General features: G+C 54.8%; 21 protein-coding genes. 11 read left to right on the top strand and 10 right to left on the bottom strand.

The window, feature by feature from the left end:
• The first annotated feature begins 620 nt into the window (after positions 1–620).
• A complete protein-coding gene (locus ACOTZD_RS13405) occupies positions 621–2,216 on the top strand; it encodes an FAD-NAD(P)-binding protein (protein WP_174402030.1) in 1,596 nt (531 codons plus the stop codon).
• A 28-nt stretch (positions 2,217–2,244) separates the two neighbouring features.
• Here ACOTZD_RS13405 and ACOTZD_RS13400 read toward each other — a convergent pair whose 3' ends face one another.
• Both ACOTZD_RS13400 and ACOTZD_RS13395 read right to left on the bottom strand, forming a co-directional pair.
• Positions 2,245–2,880 carry a carbonic anhydrase gene (locus ACOTZD_RS13400; RefSeq protein ID WP_003857662.1) on the bottom strand — a complete coding sequence of 212 codons (636 nt, stop codon included), beginning with the start codon at positions 2,878–2,880 and terminating at the stop codon, positions 2,245–2,247.
• 72 nt (positions 2,881–2,952) lie between these two features.
• Entirely contained in the window at positions 2,953–3,735 is a 783-nt protein-coding gene (locus ACOTZD_RS13395) for an MBL fold metallo-hydrolase (RefSeq protein ID WP_045336570.1), read from the bottom strand.
• Between the two features lie 125 nt (positions 3,736–3,860).
• On the opposite strand from ACOTZD_RS13395, the gene ACOTZD_RS13390 reads away from it, so the two are divergent.
• Entirely contained in the window at positions 3,861–4,001 is a 141-nt protein-coding gene (locus ACOTZD_RS13390) for a hypothetical protein (RefSeq protein ID WP_003857665.1), read from the top strand.
• Positions 4,002–4,058: 57 nt separating this feature from the next.
• On the opposite strand, the gene ACOTZD_RS13385 is transcribed toward ACOTZD_RS13390, so the two are convergent.
• Positions 4,059–5,465, bottom strand: coding sequence for a DUF1996 domain-containing protein (locus ACOTZD_RS13385; protein WP_174402031.1), 1,407 nt, complete (start codon positions 5,463–5,465; stop codon positions 4,059–4,061).
• A 144-nt stretch (positions 5,466–5,609) separates the two neighbouring features.
• Positions 5,610–5,777 (bottom strand): hypothetical protein, encoded by a 168-nt coding sequence (locus ACOTZD_RS13380; RefSeq protein WP_032653328.1) that lies wholly within the window; start codon positions 5,775–5,777, stop codon positions 5,610–5,612.
• 245 nt (positions 5,778–6,022) lie between these two features.
• Between ACOTZD_RS13380 and ACOTZD_RS13375 the strand changes: the two genes are divergently transcribed.
• The 4 genes from ACOTZD_RS13375 to ACOTZD_RS13360 are packed head-to-tail and all read left to right on the top strand — an operon-like array spanning position 6,023 to position 9,086.
• Entirely contained in the window at positions 6,023–6,853 is an 831-nt protein-coding gene (locus tag ACOTZD_RS13375) for an ABC transporter substrate-binding protein (RefSeq protein ID WP_048241858.1), read from the top strand.
• 1 nt (position 6,854) lies between these two features.
• A complete protein-coding gene (locus tag ACOTZD_RS13370; RefSeq protein WP_126296611.1) occupies positions 6,855–7,670 on the top strand; it encodes an amino acid ABC transporter ATP-binding protein in 816 nt (271 codons plus the stop codon).
• Positions 7,670–8,416, top strand: coding sequence for an amino acid ABC transporter permease (locus ACOTZD_RS13365; protein WP_174402032.1), 747 nt, complete (start codon positions 7,670–7,672; stop codon positions 8,414–8,416). The genes ACOTZD_RS13370 and ACOTZD_RS13365 overlap by 1 nt, the downstream gene beginning before the upstream one ends.
• The gene (locus ACOTZD_RS13360; RefSeq protein ID WP_045332073.1) at positions 8,400–9,086 is read left to right on the top strand and encodes an amino acid ABC transporter permease; all 687 of its coding nucleotides are present in this window, start codon (positions 8,400–8,402) and stop codon (positions 9,084–9,086) included. Before ACOTZD_RS13365 ends, ACOTZD_RS13360 begins: the two co-directional genes overlap by 17 nt.
• Here ACOTZD_RS13360 and fumD read toward each other — a convergent pair.
• The 4 genes from fumD to ACOTZD_RS13340 form a co-directional block, all read right to left on the bottom strand.
• Positions 9,067–9,276 carry a fumarate hydratase FumD gene (gene fumD, locus ACOTZD_RS13355; RefSeq protein WP_003857676.1) on the bottom strand — a complete coding sequence of 70 codons (210 nt, stop codon included), beginning with the start codon at positions 9,274–9,276 and terminating at the stop codon, positions 9,067–9,069. The two genes, ACOTZD_RS13360 and fumD, sit on opposite strands and share 20 nt — an antisense overlap.
• Before the next feature lie 108 nt (positions 9,277–9,384).
• On the bottom strand, positions 9,385–10,197 hold the full coding sequence (locus tag ACOTZD_RS13350) for a MetQ/NlpA family ABC transporter substrate-binding protein (protein ID WP_003857677.1): 813 nt from the start codon (positions 10,195–10,197) through the stop codon (positions 9,385–9,387).
• 23 nt (positions 10,198–10,220) lie between these two features.
• Positions 10,221–10,889 carry a methionine ABC transporter permease gene (locus ACOTZD_RS13345; RefSeq protein ID WP_023315950.1) on the bottom strand — a complete coding sequence of 223 codons (669 nt, stop codon included), beginning with the start codon at positions 10,887–10,889 and terminating at the stop codon, positions 10,221–10,223.
• Complete coding sequence (locus ACOTZD_RS13340; RefSeq protein WP_023315949.1) at positions 10,882–11,904, bottom strand: methionine ABC transporter ATP-binding protein; 1,023 nt, start codon at positions 11,902–11,904, stop codon at positions 10,882–10,884. The genes ACOTZD_RS13345 and ACOTZD_RS13340 overlap by 8 nt, the downstream gene beginning before the upstream one ends.
• A 400-nt stretch (positions 11,905–12,304) precedes the next feature.
• Here ACOTZD_RS13340 and ACOTZD_RS13335 point away from each other — a divergent pair, with 400 nt between their 5' ends.
• The 5 genes from ACOTZD_RS13335 to lpp all read left to right on the top strand — a co-directional run bounded on the left by ACOTZD_RS13335 (position 12,305) and on the right by lpp (position 17,181).
• Entirely contained in the window at positions 12,305–13,675 is a 1,371-nt protein-coding gene (locus tag ACOTZD_RS13335) for a pyridoxal-phosphate dependent enzyme (RefSeq protein ID WP_045336582.1), read from the top strand.
• 12 nt (positions 13,676–13,687) lie between these two features.
• Entirely contained in the window at positions 13,688–14,833 is a 1,146-nt protein-coding gene (locus ACOTZD_RS13330) for a trans-sulfuration enzyme family protein (protein WP_045332079.1), read from the top strand.
• 73 nt (positions 14,834–14,906) lie between these two features.
• Positions 14,907–15,203 carry a hypothetical protein gene (locus ACOTZD_RS13325; RefSeq protein WP_418249985.1) on the top strand — a complete coding sequence of 99 codons (297 nt, stop codon included), beginning with the start codon at positions 14,907–14,909 and terminating at the stop codon, positions 15,201–15,203.
• Between the two features lie 7 nt (positions 15,204–15,210).
• Positions 15,211–16,632, top strand: coding sequence for a pyruvate kinase PykF (pykF, locus tag ACOTZD_RS13320; RefSeq protein WP_003857687.1), 1,422 nt, complete (start codon positions 15,211–15,213; stop codon positions 16,630–16,632).
• A 312-nt stretch (positions 16,633–16,944) separates the two neighbouring features.
• Entirely contained in the window at positions 16,945–17,181 is a 237-nt protein-coding gene (gene lpp / locus ACOTZD_RS13315) for a murein lipoprotein Lpp (RefSeq protein ID WP_001082307.1), read from the top strand.
• A gap of 60 nt (positions 17,182–17,241) precedes the next feature.
• On the opposite strand, the gene ldtE is transcribed toward lpp, so the two are convergent.
• Positions 17,242–18,255, bottom strand: a complete 1,014-nt coding sequence (ldtE, locus tag ACOTZD_RS13310) for a L,D-transpeptidase LdtE (protein ID WP_003857729.1) — start codon at positions 18,253–18,255, stop codon at positions 17,242–17,244.
• Between the two features lie 97 nt (positions 18,256–18,352).
• Positions 18,353–18,769 carry a cysteine desulfuration protein SufE gene (sufE, locus tag ACOTZD_RS13305; RefSeq protein ID WP_174402033.1) on the bottom strand — a complete coding sequence of 139 codons (417 nt, stop codon included), beginning with the start codon at positions 18,767–18,769 and terminating at the stop codon, positions 18,353–18,355.

The following is an 18,769-nucleotide window of genomic DNA, read 5'->3' as shown; positions in this document are numbered from 1 at the left end:
CTCATTCTGGAATGAATCGGCCATAGCAATCCCTTTCTTTAAAAGAAATAAATGTTAAGTGAGTGACGTTTCTTTACAAAGCCATATTAGAGCAAATGTCCATTTGAAATCAACTTTTCAGATCAAAGATCTACAATTGGACTTTTCTTAAGAATATTCCACCAATAAGAATAAAAAAGAACGCCGCGTAGCGGCCTGCCGAAATGCCCTTGCGCGCTTTTTGTGAGCCTGACAAAAAGTTGCTCAAAGGTTGGCTACCAGATTATTTTGTTACTTTATCGAAGTGATGGAATAGTCCAGCCACGGACTATTCCATCACTCACAGTTATAAAAAATAAGGATAATATTGGCCCCACTATATATTTAAATATCCTATCTCTTTTTTTAACCCCTATCACATACAGATAATCGATAAACCTGGGACCAAACAGTTATTCCTTTCAGAAAATCAGGCAGAATTATATCTAATCAGCAGGGTCGATTGAATTGACTTTCCCATAAATTCAGGAAGGGGCGCAACATCCCCTCTTCTAAACGTCTTAATTTCTCCCTTCATTGAATGACTTAGCCTTTCTCCTGCTACGCTTGTTGTATGGTTCAGAAACGCAGGAACGCTTTCGATGAAAAAAATCGCCATTATCGGCTCAGGCCCAACAGGGATTTACACCTTTTACACACTTCTTAACAACGCAGCGCCGCTTTCGATCACCGTTTTCGAAAAGGCAGACCAACCCGGTGTCGGAATGCCCTACAGCGACGAGGATAATTCCCGGCTGATGCTGGCGAACATCGCCAGTATTGAAATACCGCCCATTTTCATCACTTACCTGGACTGGCTCAAACAGCAGAATGCGGCCCGCCTTGCCCGCTATAACGTCGACAGTGAGAAGCTGCACGACCGGCAATTTCTGCCCCGTATTCTGCTGGGTGAATATTTCCACGACCGGCTTCTCGCTGTCGCTGCCGAGGCGAAAAAGGCTGGGTTTCATATCGAGGTTCACCCCAACGCAGAAGTCACTGATATTAAGGCTGATGCAGACGGCGTGGCCCTTTCAGTGAACGATGCCCCTTTCTCAAGGCGGTTTGATCTTGCGGTTGTTGCCACCGGCCACGTCTGGCCTGATGAAGATGAAACCACCCGCGCATATTTCCCAAGCCCATGGTCAGGGCTGATGGACGCGGAGATCCGCGCCTGTGAGGTGGGGATTATGGGCACCTCCCTCAGCGGGCTGGACGCTGCAATGGCGGTTGTGATGCAGCATGGCCGGTTTAGCGGGAAGCAGTTCGTTGTCAATAAAGGCAGCGAAGGGCTAAAAATCATGCTGATGTCCCGCACGGGCGTTCTGCCGGAGGCCGATTTTTACTGCCCTATCCCTTATGAACCACTGTCGGTGTTAACGGATTGTGTGGTGGCAAGCGAAATCGACAAAGGCCCGGATGGGCTGCTTGACCGCATCTTTGCGCTGATGGTGAAAGAGCTTGAGCTGGCCGATCCGCGATGGTGTCAGGCGATAGCGCTCGGCACGCTGAATGCCGACACGCTCCGTGATGCCTGGTTTGAGGATCGTAAAAAGCATGGTCCTTTCACCTGGGCCGAAGCGAATCTGAAAGAAGTGGAGCGCAACAAGCGCGAAAAACGCACCGTTGCCTGGCGCTATACCGTGCTTCGTCTGCATGAAGTGGTACAGGCCATCGTCCCTTCACTCAATGAGCATGACAGAGAGCGGTTTAAATCCGGGCTGGAGCGTGTGTTCATCGATAATTATGCCGCCATTCCACCGCAGTCTATCCGCCGGTTACTGGCGCTGCGCGAGGCAGGGATCATTAGCGTGGTCGCACTCGGTGATGATTACGACCTGGATATCGGCAGCGATCAGACCGTCATCACCACGGCAAAAAAAAGTTACCGCTTCGACGTGTTTATCGACGCGCGCGGACAAAAGCCGCTCAGAAACAAGGACATTCCCTTCCCCACCCTGCGTAAACAGCTTGCGGGAACCGGCGATGACGTCCTGGACGTGGGGGAAGACTATACGTTGCTGGCGCCTGCATCACTGCGGGGGCGTATCGCTTTTGGGGCAATCCCCTGGCTGATGCACGATCATCCGTTTGTTCAGGGTTTGTCTGAGTGCGCTGAAATTGGTAAAGCGATGGCGAAAGCGGCTGGAAAACCTGCGTCGGGCGTGCGAAGGAAGTTACCTTACATGGAGTTTTAACAGGGCTTCCCTGCCCTGCGGTGTCGGATTACTCGAAGAAGACTTCCGGGTTTTCCGACAACGACACGAACGATTTAGTGTTCTTGTCCAGGGCAAGGATTTTGCCGCTTTCGATGTCATATACCCAGCCGTGCAGGCGAATGGCATTGTTGCGCAGGCCTACCGCCACCGACGGATGGGTCTTGATGTTGCTCAGCTGCGCAAAGACGTTTTCCTGCACCATCGCATTCACTTTATCGATTGGCTTATCCCAGGTTTTCTTCTCCACCACCGCTTTTGCCGCATCAGAATAGCGCAGCCAGTGGGAAACGGCCGGCATCGGCTCCAGATCGGCGTTGTCAGCAATCGCCTTCATCGCGCCGCAGTTGGAGTGGCCGCAAATAACGATATCGGTCACGCCCAGGGCCACGACCGCATATTCGATGGTCGCAGAGACACCGCCAGGCTCCGGCCCGAACGGAGGCACAATGTTGCCCGCGTTTCGAATGACAAAGAGCTGTCCTGGCTCCTGTTGCGTAACCAGTTCCGGAACCAGACGGCTGTCGGAGCAGGAGATAAACAGCGCTTTGGGATTCTGACTGGACGCTAAACTACGAAAAAGCTCTTTACGTTGCGGGAAAATCTCTTTTTGAAAGCTGAGAAAACCTTCAATGATATGTTGCATAGCCATTTCTCTTTTATCTGTTTTAGTTTAGGTATGATCGCGATCACACTCGTAAAATTTAACCACCGCGTCTTAGCGGAGACAAGCAATATATTTCTGGCCCGACCGCTGCACGATCTCATCTGCGTTCACCGGGATGTTCTGCCCTTCAAAGGCCCCGTACAGGCGCTGGTACGTTTTCCCGGTCAGTCGGCCGATCAACGACTCAACGGTGCGGGCAGGCAGCGGCAGCATATTCGGATAACTCCACATAAACGACACGGCGTCTTTTCCGGGTGTAACCTGCAAAATATCACCGGCCAGCAGCACGCCGTCGCCTGACTGCCAGTGCAGCACCGTGCCGCCTGCAAAATGCCCGCCCAGCCGCAGCAGAGTTACCAAAGGCATAATCTCCAGGGCGTCCTCCTCCCAGAAGCGTATCGCCGGGCTGTCACGCATCACCCACTGCCGATCGCTGGCGTGCAGGTAGATCGGCGCGTTAAACGCGGCGGCCCACTCCTGCATGGTGGTGTAGTAATGCGGGTGCGAAATCGCGATCGCGCTGATGCCCCCGAGCGCGTCAACTAACGCTCTGGTCGCCGGGTCAAGATTGGCGATGCAGTCCCACAGAACATTGCCCTGTGGCGTACGCAGCAGAAGCGCGCGCTGGTTGATGGCAAAAGCGGGAACGGTTTTGATGCTGAACAGCTGCGGCTCCAGCTGTTGCCATTTGTTGGTGTGCGTGGTCGTAAGGCTGTCGAAGTCCGTCCATGCCTGGCCCGTCACCGGGACATACTGGCGCTCATCGTCGCAAATCGGGCAGTTTTTGGGCTGTTCATCGTAAGCGGTACCGCAGGTTTTACAGAGTGTAATCATCGGCTTTCCTCAGCAATAAAGCACTGAGTATGGCAGGGATTATCCATATGTGCTGAGGGGTGCCTGGCCCGCTTTTTTTGACTTATACTGTGCCAGTATCAAAAACTGAATAACGCAGGTGGCACATGGAAATTGATCTCGATAACTTAGTCTTTAACGGGCTGGATGAAGCAGAAGAGCGCAACGCGGAACGTCTCGACGATGCGGATAAAAAAGCCCAGGCGATTGTCGCCGATGACGACTGCGGCGATGCCTGCAAGATCTGAAGAAAAAGCACCGGGCTCCCCGGTGCTTTTTTTATGGATGCCTTTTGCTACCCGATATCAGATCTCCGGCGTTTTGCTAAACCCGGTCAGCATCAGAATCAGGCTTTGTGGAGATGACCCCGTCTCAAACTGATAGTGATTTCCCTGACGATCGCCACCGATATACCACGAAATTTCGGTCTTCCCTTCTGCCAGCGCCTTACGCACCGCTTTATCCACGTCCACCATCCGGTATTCGCGGGAGTGGTTCAGGTAAAGCACCGCATCCGAGCGGTAGTTGCAGGACGGTCGTGAATGCCAGCTTACGGTGGCCGGATCCCAGTCGTTACTCGCCGGATAGAAGAAAATTTGATCCGCGCCGTTGGTTTCCACTTTCCCGCCAAAAATTCTTACGCGGTATTTAAACTGGGCAGGATCCTGTCCGGCAGGCAGCGGTGGAATGTGGAACTTCACCAGCGACAATCTTTCGCTGTTTTTCGTGCGTCCACCGTTCTTCCAGTTATCCTGCACCAGTAAGACCTGGGGATCGGGCTGTGAAAGTGCGGGTTCCATGCTGCTGAGCCAGACGTTGGCCTTCGCTTTTGAATAACCATACGGCACGGTGGTGCCGCAATCCATTCCGCGGTTCATGCACAGGTCGGTCATAAAGCGCGCGGCATCTTCCGTCCAGCCGTTCATGAAGTCAGCATGTGCCGTATACAGGCTACCCCACCGCTCTTCACGCTCACTGCCATGCATGATGGGGTCGAGGGAAAGCTGGACTTTACTGGTATCCAGAGAGCTAATTGTCGGGAGCACGTACGCAATATTCATGTTCACCGTCGGGATCTTCACCGGGAAGGCGGACGGACACTGTCCTTTCGTATCGTAGGTGGCGTTAGCCAGGCCGTGGGCGGGCTTCAGGTTGACCCCGTCCCAGCAGTTCGGGAACTGAATGCCGATATTAAACTGCACGGCATCCTTCGCCTTGCGTAAGCCGCAGACTTCACCCGTTCTGGTGGTGTAACCCTTGCCATTGGCGCATAAAAAGGTGATATGCGGATTTGGCGCGGTGCCGTGGTGATCGCCCGCCAGCAGCGACAGCCCCGCCTGGAACGGGTGCAGCGGCCAGGCGTCAACGTTCGATGCTTGATAATAGGTTTTTTGATAGGCGGGTTTGACCACCGTTCCGTCCGGCAATTTTAGCGACGGAGCCCAGTAGGCCGAGCTGTCTGCTTTGTTATCGCAGGTGGTCTTTTCCTGGGTACGCAGCGATTCACGGCTGGAGTAAGCATCCGTATGCACGTTACCAAAAAAATCGTGCAGCATAGCCTCGTTGGGCATGCTGAACATCATAATGGCATCATCGCCGAGGGTGTGGGAATAACTGCATACAACATGTGCCTGTGGACCAGCGTGTGCCGCCTGCATGGTAAGCAGAAGTGCGGTGGCAGAAAGCGCGGGGGTTAATACTGTCCGTTTCATTATCATCTCCATCTGTGAAAGGAGATAGTGGTAACAAAACGGCCATCAATTACCGAGGATTAGCCTGGGTATTTTTCCCTTCATCCTCGCTTTACAGACACCACGCACAACTCATTCCAGTACATTTCGCGCGTCCGGCGCAGTTCAGCGTGACGTTTTATCATGGAACCACTCCGGGTCGATGTTGGCTACGTCCACGCCATACAGGCTGGCGACAGGCAGTATTGACTCAAGAACACGTTGCGCGCTGTTCTCCGCATTCACTGGTCGGGGCGCAAAAAACCGCCGTAACGTGCTTATCCATTTTTTCATCGTCATTACCCTTCTCGCTTAACCTGTCCTCAGTTAAACACCCAAATTGCGCCCGGGGGAAATATCAAAATCCACTGTCGATGTGCAGGATCTGCAAATAGCGCCCCGCCGTCTGCTCTCTTCTTTAACACCTTGTTCACTCATGCTTTTTTTCTCATAGCAAAGAACGATTTCTTATTTGGCGATAGCTTTCCCTTATGGGAGCGTAACGGGGTAAAACAAAAACAACGGGATGGCGTATGACTATGGCTGCAAAAATGAAAGGGTTTAAAAAACGGGCGCAGGTTCTGGGATTAGTGGCTGCCTGGGGCCTGGTTTCAGCGCAGGCGCAGGCCGATCGGCTGGCGGATATCAAGGCAGCAGGCGTGGTGAAAGTGGCCACGTTTGATGCTAATCCACCCTTTGGCTCGATTGATGCCAAAACGCATGAGATCGTGGGTTACGATGTGGACTTCGCCAAAGCGCTGGCGAAATCGCTCGGCGTCAAGCTTGAACTGGTCGCCACCAATCCGGCTAACCGCATTCCGCTGCTACAGTCCGGAAAAGCGGATCTCATCGTGGCGGATATCACCATCACCCCGGAACGCGCACAGGTCATTGATTTCTCGACGCCTTACTTTGTCACCGGCCAGCAGTTCCTGGTCCCGGTAAAATCACCGGACAAGCTTGATGACTATAGCCGGGCACGCATTGGCGCCGTAAAAGGTACGACGGGTGAACAGGCGCTGCACCAGCGTTTTCCGCAGTCCCGCGTCCTCTCTTACGATGACATCCCGCTGGCGCTGACGGCACTGCGCAATGGCAACGTGCAGGCCATTACCCAGGACAGCACCATTCTGGCTGGTCTGCTGGCGCAGGCGCCGGATAAAGCCGACTTCAAAATCCTGCCCGACCTGCTCAGTAAAGAAGAGATTGGCGTGGGGGTGAAAAAGGGTGAAACGGCGCTGCTGAAAGCCGTTAACGATGAGCTGGTTAACCTGGAGAAAAACGGCCAGGCGGCAAAAATCTATGACGTCTGGTTCGGTCCAGGCACCCCTGCTCCACAGCCTCGTAACTTTAAAATAGAAGCCCGGTAATATGTTCTCAGGTTTATTTTCGCACTCCGCGGCCAATGCCGCGGATTTTTCACGTCTGGAACAGGCCAGCGTTGAGTTTCGCCATGTGGACAAACGCTACGGCGACCATCCGGTTTTAACCGACATTAATCTCACCATCATGCCGGGTGAAGTGGTTGCCATTCTCGGCCCTTCGGGTTCCGGAAAATCGACCCTGATTCGGCTTATCAACCAGCTTGAAAGCCTGAGCGGCGGGGAGATTCTGGTCGACCACAAGCCGACCGGACAGCTTTCCGGCAGCAGGCTACGTCAGTTACGCAGCCGCGTCGGGTTTGTGTTCCAGCAGTTCAATCTCTATGCCCACCTTACCGCCAGCCAGAACATCACCCTGGCACTGGAGCACGTTCACGGCTGGAAACACCTGCCCGCCCAGGAGCGCGCGCTGGCGCTGCTGGAGAAGGTCGGCATGCTGGAGAAGGCGCACCGCTACCCTGCTGAACTTTCCGGCGGACAACAGCAGCGCGTGGCGATTGCCCGCGCTCTGGCCTCGTCGCCGCAAATCATTCTCTTTGACGAGCCAACGTCGGCACTCGACCCGGAGATGATTGGCGAAGTGCTGTTGGTGATGAAAGCCCTTGCCCACAGCGGGATCACCATGATTGTCGTCACCCATGAGATGCAGTTCGCCCGGGAAATTGCCGATCGAATCGTCTTTATCGACGGTGGACACATTCTGGAAACCGCGTCCCCGGCGCAATTTTTCAACCAACCGTCGCATCCGCGTGCGAGGCGGTTCCTGCAAAAAGTGCTGGATCCGCTGCATCAGGAGCAACTGTAATGCCCGCTCTGGACTGGCAGGGGGTGCTGGCCGGACAGCCCCTGCACTGGATCCTCTCCGGATTTCTCACCACTCTGTGGGTGACGCTGGCGGGGATTATGCTGGCAAGCCTGCTCGCCTTGTTCTTTATGCTTTTGCGGCTTTCCGGGGGACGTCTCGGGACGTCGTTCGTCAGCGGCTGGGTATCGCTGTTTCGCAATACGCCGCTGCTGGTGCAGCTGCTGTTCTGGTATTTCGCCGCCTGGAACGGGTTGCCGCAGGGGCTGAGTGACGCGGTGAACGCAGACCACAGCTGGTCCATTTTGCCCGGTGACGTCTGGTGGTTTACGCCCGAGTTTTTATGCTCTGCCTGGGGGTTAGGCGTATTTACCTCAGCGTTTTTAATTGAAGAAGTCGAATCGGGGCTGCGTTCCGTACCTGCCGGGCAACGGGAGGCGGCGCTCGCCCAGGGATTTTCCTCATGGCGTCTGTTTCGCTACATTCTTCTGCCACAGGGACTCGCTAACGCCTGGCAACCCGTCGTTGGCCAGTACCTTAACCTGATGAAGCTCTCCTCGCTCGCGAGCGGAATTGGCTTCGCCGAACTGACCTACCAGGTTCGCCAGATAGAAAGTTACAACGCCCATGCCCTGGAAGCCTTTACCGTCGGTACGGTGCTCTACTTACTTACCGGGATGGTGACGGGGAGCGTGCTGGTGCGCCTCGGCCCCCATTCAGGGAGGAAAAATCATGATCCCCGGATTTAACGTTATTGTCGAAAACCTGGATTATCTGCTTTGGGGACGTGCGACTGCGGGAGAACCCGGCGGCGTACTGCTCTCACTGCTGATGGCCGCTGGCGCCGCCGCGCTTGCCCTGCCCGGCGGGATTGTGCTGGCATGCGTCGCCTGGCGCTATCCCGGCGTGGTGCGCAGTGCGCTGTTTGCGTGGGCAGAGTTGATTCGCGGGATCCCCCTGATCTTCGTAATATTCTGGATGTGGTATCTGCTGCCGCTGATAACCGGCAGGGATCTCCCTGGCGCGACGACCGTCACGCTGGCGCTGGCCTGGTTTACCGCGGCTGCGGTGATGCATTCGGTATTAGCCGGACTGAGAGCCCTACCGTCGGGCCAGAATGAGGCCGCGCTTTCTCAAGGGTTCAGTACGCAGCAAACGCTGTGGCGCGTGCTGCTGCCGCAGGCGCTGAGAAATATTCTGCCGTCGCTGGTGGGGATTTTTATCAGCCTGCTGAAGGATACGTCGTTGGCGTTTATCGTGAACGTTCCTGAACTGACCACGGTGGCGGGACAGGTTAACAACCGGGTGCAAATTTACCCGGCGGCCGTTTTTATCTTTACGGGTGTGATCTATTACCTGCTCTGCTGCTCGCTTGAGCTGCTCGCGAAGCGCTGGCGCGTTAGCCGGCCAGCGCTTTAACCACCGTTTCCATCGCTTTGGTGGTCAACTCACTGCGCTTAACGCGCTGGTTCGCCAGCGCGGTACGCAGTACGCCCGCAATGACAATATGTTTCGGCTCCTGCCCTAAATCACGCATTTCGAGAACGACCTTGCCTACCACCCGACACATCTCCTGGTACAGCGCTTCGTCTTTGGTCACATTGCCCATTGCCATCACTCCGTTGCCCTAAACCGTCAGCTTAAATCATTCGTCGGCTGGATACAAAAAAGAAGCCCGGCGTGTTGTTCGCCGGGCTTCGTCTGGAAAATCAGTCGATTAGTTGTTAACCGGGATGACTGCGCCTTTGTATTTGGTGCGGATCCAGTCCTGAATCTCTTTGGAGTGCAGCACGTTCACCAGCGCGACGATATCCTTCTTCTTCTCGTCACCGCGATGAACGGTAATGATGTTGGCGTACGGGTTATTCTCACCGCTTTCAACCGCAATTGGATCGTGGACCGGATCCAGGCCAGCATCAATCGCGTAGTTGGCGTTGATCACCACCGCAGCACCTTCGTCGTTGTTGTACATCTGCGGCAGCAGAGACGCTTCGACGTTAGGGGTAAATTGCAGCTTTTTCGGGTTCTCCACGATATCGCTGATGCGCGCGGTCACTTTATCGATGCCCGGCTTCAGCTTGATCACGCCCTCTTTTTCGAAGATGGAGAGAATACGCCCTTCCTCGGAAACCGCATCACGCATGATGATTTTGCCGCCCTCCGGCAGATCCTTCAGCGATTTGTATTTTTTTGAATAGATACCGATCGGCTCAATGTGGATTGCGCCCGCACTGACAAAATCATAATCCTTATCGCCCGCGTGATCTTTCAGCACGCTGTTCAGGTAAGGGATGTGCTGGAAATAGTTGGCGTCAATGTCATGCCCCGCCAGCGCCGTGTTTGGCAGTATGTAGTCCTGGAAGGGTTTAATCTCCAGATCGATCCCCTGCTTCGCCAGAATCGGCTTAGCCTGCTCCAGAATTTCCGCGTGCGGGGTGTTGGACGCTCCCACGGTGAGCGTATCCGCCCAGGAGGCAAAGCTCAGGGCGCTCAGGGTTGCGGCGGCGATCAGTGTCAGTGTCTTTTTCATGATGTGGTTCCTGTGTGTATTTATTAGCGTTTATCTAACAGTGAAGTAATGGCATCGCCGCAGAACTGGATAATGAACACGATGATCAGAATGGTCACCGTTGCCACCAGCGTGACGTCACCATGGTTGCGCTGGAATCCTTCCAGATAAGCCAGATTTCCCAAACCGCCGGCACCTATCACCCCTGCCATTGCGCTGTAGCTCACCAGCGCAATCAGCGTCACCGTCATACCTGAAACCAGTGCGGGTGAGGATTCCGGCAGTAAAACCCGAAACACTAACGTGCTCAGCCGCGCGCCCATCGAACGCGTGGCCTCAATGACCCCTTTGTCCACTTCTCGCAGGGCAATCTCGACCAGACGGGCGTAGAACGGCGCCGCGCCCACAATCAGGGCGGGCAGCGCAGCGTTAGCGCCGAGAATGGTCCCCACAACGGTCTTGGTGAACGGGATCAGCAGAACGATGAGAATGATGAACGGAATCGAGCGGAACACGTTCACCACAATCGACATCACGCTGTAGACCGTGCGGTTGTGGAATAACCCGCCGCGGGCGGTTAAAAACAGCGCCAGACCGAGCGCGATCCCCAGGACAAACGTCGCCACGCCGGAAAGCGCGGTCATGTACAGCGTCTCCAGCGTCGCCGCCCAGAGCTGATCCCACTTGAGATGCGGAAAGAGATTCTCAGCCATGTTTAATCACCTCGCCTTCAATATCGCTGTGCTGCAGGTCGGCGAGGATATTGTTCAGTTGTTCATCAGATGCCACGACGTGCACCCAGAGTTGACCAAACACGCCGTGAGCGGTTTGGGTCATTTTTCCGTGCAGGATGTTAAACGGCAGGCCGTAGCGCAGCGTCAGTTCGCCCACAATCGGTTTATGCGTGCTGTGCCCGGTAAAGGTCAGCCTGATAACCGTACCTTCCAGATCGTTTGCCAGTTCGGTATTGAAGGTCTCTTCCTCCGCGTACTGGCTCACCTGGCGGACAAACTGCCGGGTGATCGGCTGCTGCGGATGCGTAAACACGCTCAGTACGTCCCCCTCTTCCACCACCTTACCGTTCTCCATAACCGCCACGCGGTCGCAGATTTTGCGCACCACGTGCATCTCATGCGTAATGAGTACGATGGTCAGGTTAAAGCGACGGTTAATGTCCAGGAGCAGATCGAGGATCTGATCGGTGGTTTGTGGATCCAGCGCCGAGGTGGCTTCATCACACAGCAGTACGTCCGGATGATTGGCCAGCGCGCGGGCAATGCCCACACGCTGTTTTTGCCCGCCGCTCAGCTGCGACGGGTAAGCATTCTCGCGTCCCTTCAGGCCGACCAGCTCCACCAGCTCGGCAACGCGAGCCTGAATTTGCGCTTTTGGCACACCGGCAATTTGCATTGAAAAGGCGATGTTTTCCTTCACCGTGCGCGACCAGAGCAAATTAAAGTGCTGGAACACCATGCTGATTTTCAGGCGTGCCTGACGCAGCGCTTCTCCCTTCGCGGCGGAGATATCCTGACCGTTAATGGTGACGCTGCCGGCGCTGGGCTTTTCCAGACCGTTCAGCAGACGGATCAGCGTACTTTTCCCGGCCCCGCTGTAACCGATGATCCCGTAAATCTGTCCCTGCTCTATCGTCAAGTTGACGTTATCAACGGCTGTCAGCGCCAGCTTTCCGTTGTCAAAGACCTTCGAAATATTGCTGAGTACGATCATTCTTATTCGTTATCCGTTACGCATATAGCGGTTTAGCAGTATGGATGTCCAAAAGATAGTAAACAGCCGTTATCAGCTTTTAAATGACCAAAAAAGAATTTCTTATAATTCTGCGGAATAAGCAGCGAACTGGCGGGTGAAAAAGCATTTAGATGAATATCAGCAATAATTATCTGCCATTTGCATATCAGGTCACACTCACCCGGCGAAATCGGTTAATTTTGCAGCACTTTATGCGGATTTAGCCATCCTCACATCCGGACAACTTTACGTCTTGCTGTCTTTCCATCTGAAAATACAAGGATTATTCCTTTCTGTTCTTAAACCTGGTGAAACGTTCTTTATTGAGAAAATTTCATGGTTCTATCATCCGGTCATCACCTCTTCACAGGACATGACCATGACGCTTTACCACTCCGTCACCGAACTGATTGGCCGTACGCCGCTCATCCAGCTGCACAAGCTGGACACCGGCCCCTGCTCGCTGTTTCTGAAGCTGGAAAACCAGAATCCCGGCGGCTCGATTAAAGACCGCGTCGCGCTGTCGATGATTAACGAAGCCGAGCGTACGGGCCAGCTAAGGCCCGGCGGCACCATTATTGAAGCTACGGCGGGGAACACCGGCCTGGGGCTGGCGTTGATTGCGGCGCAGAAGGGCTACTCGCTGATCCTGGTGGTGCCGGACAAAATGAGCCGCGAGAAGATTTTCCACCTGCGCGCGTTAGGGGCGCAGGTCGTGCTGACCCGCTCGGATGTGAACAAAGGGCATCCGGCCTATTATCAGGATTATGCCCGGCGGCTGGCGAACGAACTGCCAGGCGCGTTTTATATCGACCAGTTCAGTAACGCGGCCAATCCGCTGGCGCATCGCACCACTACCGCACCGGAACTGTTTGAACAGCTTGACGGCCAGATCGATGCCATCGTCGTCGGCGTGGGGTCCGGCGGTACGCTGGGCGGCTTACAGGCGTGGTTTGCAGAACATTCGCCGCAGACGGAATTTGTGCTTGCCGATCCGGCCGGGTCGGTACTGGCGGACCAGGTTGAGACCGGACGCTATCACGATGCCGGCTCGTGGCTGGTTGAAGGGATTGGCGAAGACTTTATTCCTCCGCTGGCGCACATCGAGGGGGTTAACCGCGCCTGGCGCATTACCGATCGCGAGGCGTTCACCACCGCCCGCGATCTGCTAAAAACGGAAGGGATCCTGGCAGGCTCCTCCACCGGCACGCTGCTGGCGACAGCGCTGAAATATTGCCAGGCGCAGACTACGCCAAAACGTGTGGTCACCTTCGCCTGCGACAGCGGCAATAAATACCTCTCGAAGATGTTCAACGACGACTGGATGCGCCAGCAGGGGCTGATTTCGCGTCCGCAGGCAGGCGATCTCTCGGACTATATTGCCCTGCGCCACGATGAAGGCGCGACGGTGACTGCCGCCCCGGACGACACGCTTTCCACCGTGCTGGCCCGCATGCGCCTGTACGACATCTCTCAGCTGCCGGTGCTCGATAACAACAAGGTCGTCGGCATCATCGACGAGTGGGACCTGCTGCGACACATCGGGGGAGATGCCGATCGCTTCTCCCTCCCCGTGACGGCGGCCATGACGCGTCAGGTCGAATATCTGGATAAGCAGGCCCCGGAGAGCGCCCTGTACGCCATCTTTGACCGTGGCCTGGTGGCGATTATTTATGACGAAAACCGCTTTCTGGGTTTGATCACACGCAGTGACGTACTCACCGCCTGGCGTAACCGCCTGACAAAATAAAAGGAGCAAAAGATGAAAAACCTGGCCACCCTCAGCGTTCACAGTGGTGAGTATCACGACCCGCACGGCGCCGTGATGCCGCCAATTTACGCCACGTCGACGTTTGCGCAACCGGCACCGGGTGAACATACCGGCTACGAATACTCCCGGAGCGGCAACCCAACCCGCCACGCGCTGGAGACCGCCATCGCCGAACTGGAAGGCGGCACGCGCGGGTACGCCTTCGCGTCAGGGCTGGCGGCCATTTCCACCGTGCTCGAACTGCTGGATAAAGACAGCCATATCGTCGCCATTGACGACGTGTATGGCGGTACGTATCGCCTGATCGAAAACGTGCGCAAGCGCAGCACCGGGTTACAGGTGAGCTGGGTTAAGCCGGACGATGTAGCCGGACTTGAGGCCGCCATTCGCCCGGACACGCGCATGATCTGGGTGGAAACGCCAACGAACCCGCTGCTGAAACTGGCCGACCTGGAGACCATCGCGGACATTGCCCGGCGCCATAATGCGATCAGCGTGGCGGATAATACCTTCGCCTCCCCGGTCATTCACCGGCCGCTGGAGGCGGGGTTCGACATAGTGGTCCACTCCGCCACCAAATATCTCAACGGTCATTCAGACGTGGTTGCCGGGCTGGCTGTTGTGGGGGCGAATAAGGATCTGGCGGAGCGTCTGGGCTATCTGCAAAACGCGATTGGCGGCGTTCTGGATCCGTTCAGCAGCTTCCTGACGCTGCGGGGCATTCGCACCCTCTCACTGCGCGTTGAGAAGCACAGCGCCAATGCGCTGGCGATTGCGCAATGGCTGGAGCAGCATCCGCAGGTAGACAGCGTGTTCTATCCCGGGCTGGCGTCACATCCCCAGTATGCGCTGGCCCGCAGACAAATGGCGCTGCCGGGCGGCATGATCTCCGTTGTGATTAAAGGCGATGCGCAGCGCGCGACAGAGGTGATCCGTCATCTTACGCTCTTTACCCTGGCGGAAAGCCTTGGCGGTGTGGAGAGTCTGGTGAGCCAGCCCTACAGCATGACCCACGCCTCCATTCCACTGGCGCAGCGTCTTGCAAACGGCATTGTGCCGCAGCTTATCCGCCTGTCGGTGGGGATTGAAGATGCGAAGGATTTGATCGCCGACCTTAAACAAGCGCTGAAAAAGTGAGCAAAAAACGGCGGGCGTTGCGCCTGCCGTCATAAGATGACATTAGGCCTTAACGCCTTGATAACAAACTTATGTGAATCTGCACAGATTGTTTTTGAAACGCTGTTTCCATTTTCCTTTTTACTGTAAATCAGCGTATAATGCGCGCCAAATCCCTGGTGAATGGTTTCAGCGCTTGGAATACAAAAAACAACGTACAACTTCTCCTCTCCTTCGTTGGGCTGGCACTCAGGCACACTTTCTTCTGCACGCTCATTTGATGTCACCTATTCTTAGTGCGTGTCATATACTCTTTCGCAACACAGGTTTGACTCCGCGGCGGTGCGCCCCCGGAGCGAGATTTCCATATCCTTCCCAACTTAAAGACTAAGACTGTCATGAAAAAGACGAAAATTGTTTGTACTATCGGCCCGAAAACCGAATCCGAAGAGATGCTGAGCAAAATGCTGGATGCCGGCATGAACGTGATGCGTCTGAACTTCTCCCACGGCGACTATGCTGAACACGGTCAGCGTATCCAGAACTTGCGCAACGTGATGAGCAAGACCGGGAAAAAAGCGGCAATCCTGCTCGACACCAAAGGTCCTGAAATCCGCACCATCAAACTGGAAGGCGGTAACGACGTTTCCCTGAAAGCGGGCCAGACCTTCACCTTCACCACCGACAAATCCGTTGTGGGTAATAACGAAATCGTTGCCGTGACCTACGAAGGCTTCACCAGCGACCTGTCTGTTGGCAACACCGTGCTGGTAGATGACGGCCTGATCGGCATGGAAGTGACCGCTATCGAAGGTAACAAAGTTATCTGTAAAGTGCTGAACAACGGCGATCTGGGCGAAAACAAAGGCGTCAACCTGCCGGGTGTGTCCATTGCTCTGCCAGCGCTGGCTGAAAAAGACAAACAAGACCTGATCTTCGGCTGCGAACAAGGCGTGGACTTCGTTGCTGCCTCCTTTATCCGTAAACGTTCTGACGTGGTTGAGATCCGTGAGCACCTGAAAGCGCACGGCGGCGAGAACATCCAGATCATCTCCAAGATCGAAAACCAGGAAGGCCTGAACAACTTCGACGAAATCCTCGAAGCGTCTGACGGTATCATGGTAGCGCGTGGCGACCTGGGCGTTGAAATCCCGGTTGAAGAAGTGATCTTCGCGCAGAAGATGATGATCGAGAAATGTGTTCGCGCGCGTAAAGTGGTTATCACCGCAACGCAGATGCTGGACTCCATGATCAAAAACCCACGCCCTACCCGCGCTGAAGCAGGCGACGTTGCGAACGCCATCCTCGACGGTACCGATGCCGTTATGCTGTCTGGCGAATCTGCAAAAGGGAAATACCCTCTGGAAGCGGTCAGCATCATGGCGACCATCTGTGAGCGTACCGACCGCGTGATGAAAAGCCGTCTGGATTACAACAACGACAGCCGTAAACTGCGCATCACCGAAGCCGTGTGCCGTGGTGCGGTAGAAACCGCCGAGAAACTGGAAGCCCCGCTGATTGTCGTGGCGACCCAGGGCGGTAAATCTGCGCGTGCCGTGCGTAAATACTTCCCGGATGCGACCATTCTGGCGCTGACCACCAACGAAACCACCGCGCGTCAGCTGGTGCTGAGCAAAGGCGTAATCCCACACCTGGTGAAAGAGATTGCCTCTACCGATGATTTCTATCGTCTGGGTAAAGAAGTGGCTCTGGAACTGGTTGATTGTGGCCTGGCTCAGAAAGGCGACGTGGTGGTTATGGTTTCTGGCGCGCTGGTTCCAAGCGGCACCACCAACACGGCATCTGTCCACGTGCTGTAATATTTCACGAACAAATTATAGTTTTGTTAAAAAGCGTCCTTCGGGGCGCTTTTTTTATTCCCGCCTTTAACCAGAACTATTCAAAAAGCAAATCGGGTTTTTCTATTTAATCGCGATTTATCTAAGATGAATCCGATGAAAAATGCCTTTTTTAACATAGCTTTTTCGTCAAAATTGCCGATTTCGTTGCTTCTTTGAGCGAACGATCAAAAATAGGCGTAATCCCATCAAAAAAATATTCTCAACCCAAAAAACTTTGTGTAATACTTGTAACGCTACATGGAGATTAACTCAATCTAGAGGGTATTAATAATGAATCGTACTAAACTGGTACTGGGCGCGGTAATCCTGGGTTCTACTCTGCTGGCAGGTTGCTCCAGCAACGCTAAAATCGATCAGCTGTCTTCTGACGTTCAGACTCTGAACGCTAAAGTTGACCAGCTGAGCAACGACGTGAACGCAATGCGTTCCGACGTTCAGGCTGCTAAAGACGACGCAGCTCGCGCTAACCAGCGTCTGGACAACCAGGCTACTAAATACCGTAAGTAATAGTACCTGTTAATAAAATGGCGCACATTGTGCGCCATTTTTTTTGCCTTAGTCAAACCTCTACTGAAGCGCTTTCTCTCCCTCGTCTTCCGCCACCGCCGCTGAGACACGACTATTCTGAACCGACAGGACAGAATTGCTGGCTGACGAACCATTGCCTGTTGAAACGGCAACCGGGATCCCGGCTCTGCGCGCCAGGGCTTTATCGATAAGCGTTTTATCGCTACCTGACTCCGCTGCAAAAGCGGTAAACGCCGCCGAGTGCGTGAACGGCACCGTCTGTGGGTTTTCGCCCTCTGCCTGCGCCAGCGGCCTGTGCACCTCAATATAACGTTTGCCGTCCGGCTCGATGGAGAACTTCACCGGCTCATTGATAATCTGCACCCGCGTGCCGACGCGCACTTGCTCAAACAACGCTTTGATATCCGGCGCGTTCATCCGCATACAGCCCGAGCTGACCCGCAGCCCTACGCTGTCCGGCGCGCTGGTGCCGTGAATAAGATATTCCCCATTCCCGATACCCAGACGAAGCGCAAAGCGCCCCAGCGGGTTATTTGGCCCTGCGGGTACCACAGGCGGCAGTTTAATTCCCTGGGCCAGTGAGCGCGCTCTGATGCCCGCTGTGGGGGTCCAGGTAGGGTTAGGGATTTTCTGACTCACACGGGTGGTGCTGACCGGTGTTTCCAGCCCAAGCTGACCAATACCCAGCGGATAGACCTGCACGATATTTTCGCCTGGCGGATAGAAGTAAAGACGCAGCTCCGCCAGATTCACCACAATGCCCTCGCGCTCGGTGTCCGGCAGTAGCATCTGGGAAGGGATCGTAATGACCGTTCCTGGCGCAGGATTCACCGGTGCAATGGTATTATTGGTTTCAAGGATGAGCTGTGCGGCGGTATTAAACCGACGAGCGATAGACTGAAGTTTATTGTCCCCTTCCTGAATGGTGTATGTCTGGTTTTGCCCAATCAGGCGGCTGCCTGCGGGCGGTAAAGGATAATCAACCGCCCTGGCTGAATTAACAGCACTGAGCGAACCAAGGAGTAATAGAGTTATTAGAGACGCGCGCTTCATGCTGAGATTCCTTATTCACTGACCAAACGTCAGAAAGCTGAAAAACCAGCGAGGTGGAAACCACCCCGCGAAACAGAATGAATGCTGTTCTGTCAGTTTAGCTAAGGATTGCGGCTTTGGCGCGTATGGCGCGGATCATCGCTTCCAGTCCCTGGGATCGGGACGGGGTGAGGTGTTGGGTTAAGGCCATTTTTTCAAACCACGGGCGAACGTCAAAGGCGACAATATCCTGCGCCGACATCTGGTGATAAAGAATAAATACGACGGCAATAAGCCCCTTCACAATGGCGGCATCGCTGTCGCCCTGTAAATGAATTACGCCTTCATCCGTCTGCTGCATCAGGATCCAGACCTGGCTCTGGCAGCCCTGAATGATGTTGTCCGGGTTATGCGCCTCTTCGCTGAGCGGCGGCAGGCGCTGACCCAGTTCGATGATATAAAGGTATTTCTCTTCCCAGTTCGCGCAACGCCCAAAGTTGCGCAGCAATTTATCTCTGTCCGGCAAATCTGCCAT

It is taken from the genome of Enterobacter cloacae complex sp. SHL022, assembly GCF_049237785.1.
GTDB classification, from domain to species: Bacteria; Pseudomonadota; Gammaproteobacteria; order Enterobacterales; family Enterobacteriaceae; genus Enterobacter; species Enterobacter hormaechei_C.
Note: the sequence above shows the minus strand (reverse complement) of the source record. Positions and strands in the feature narration are given on the sequence as shown.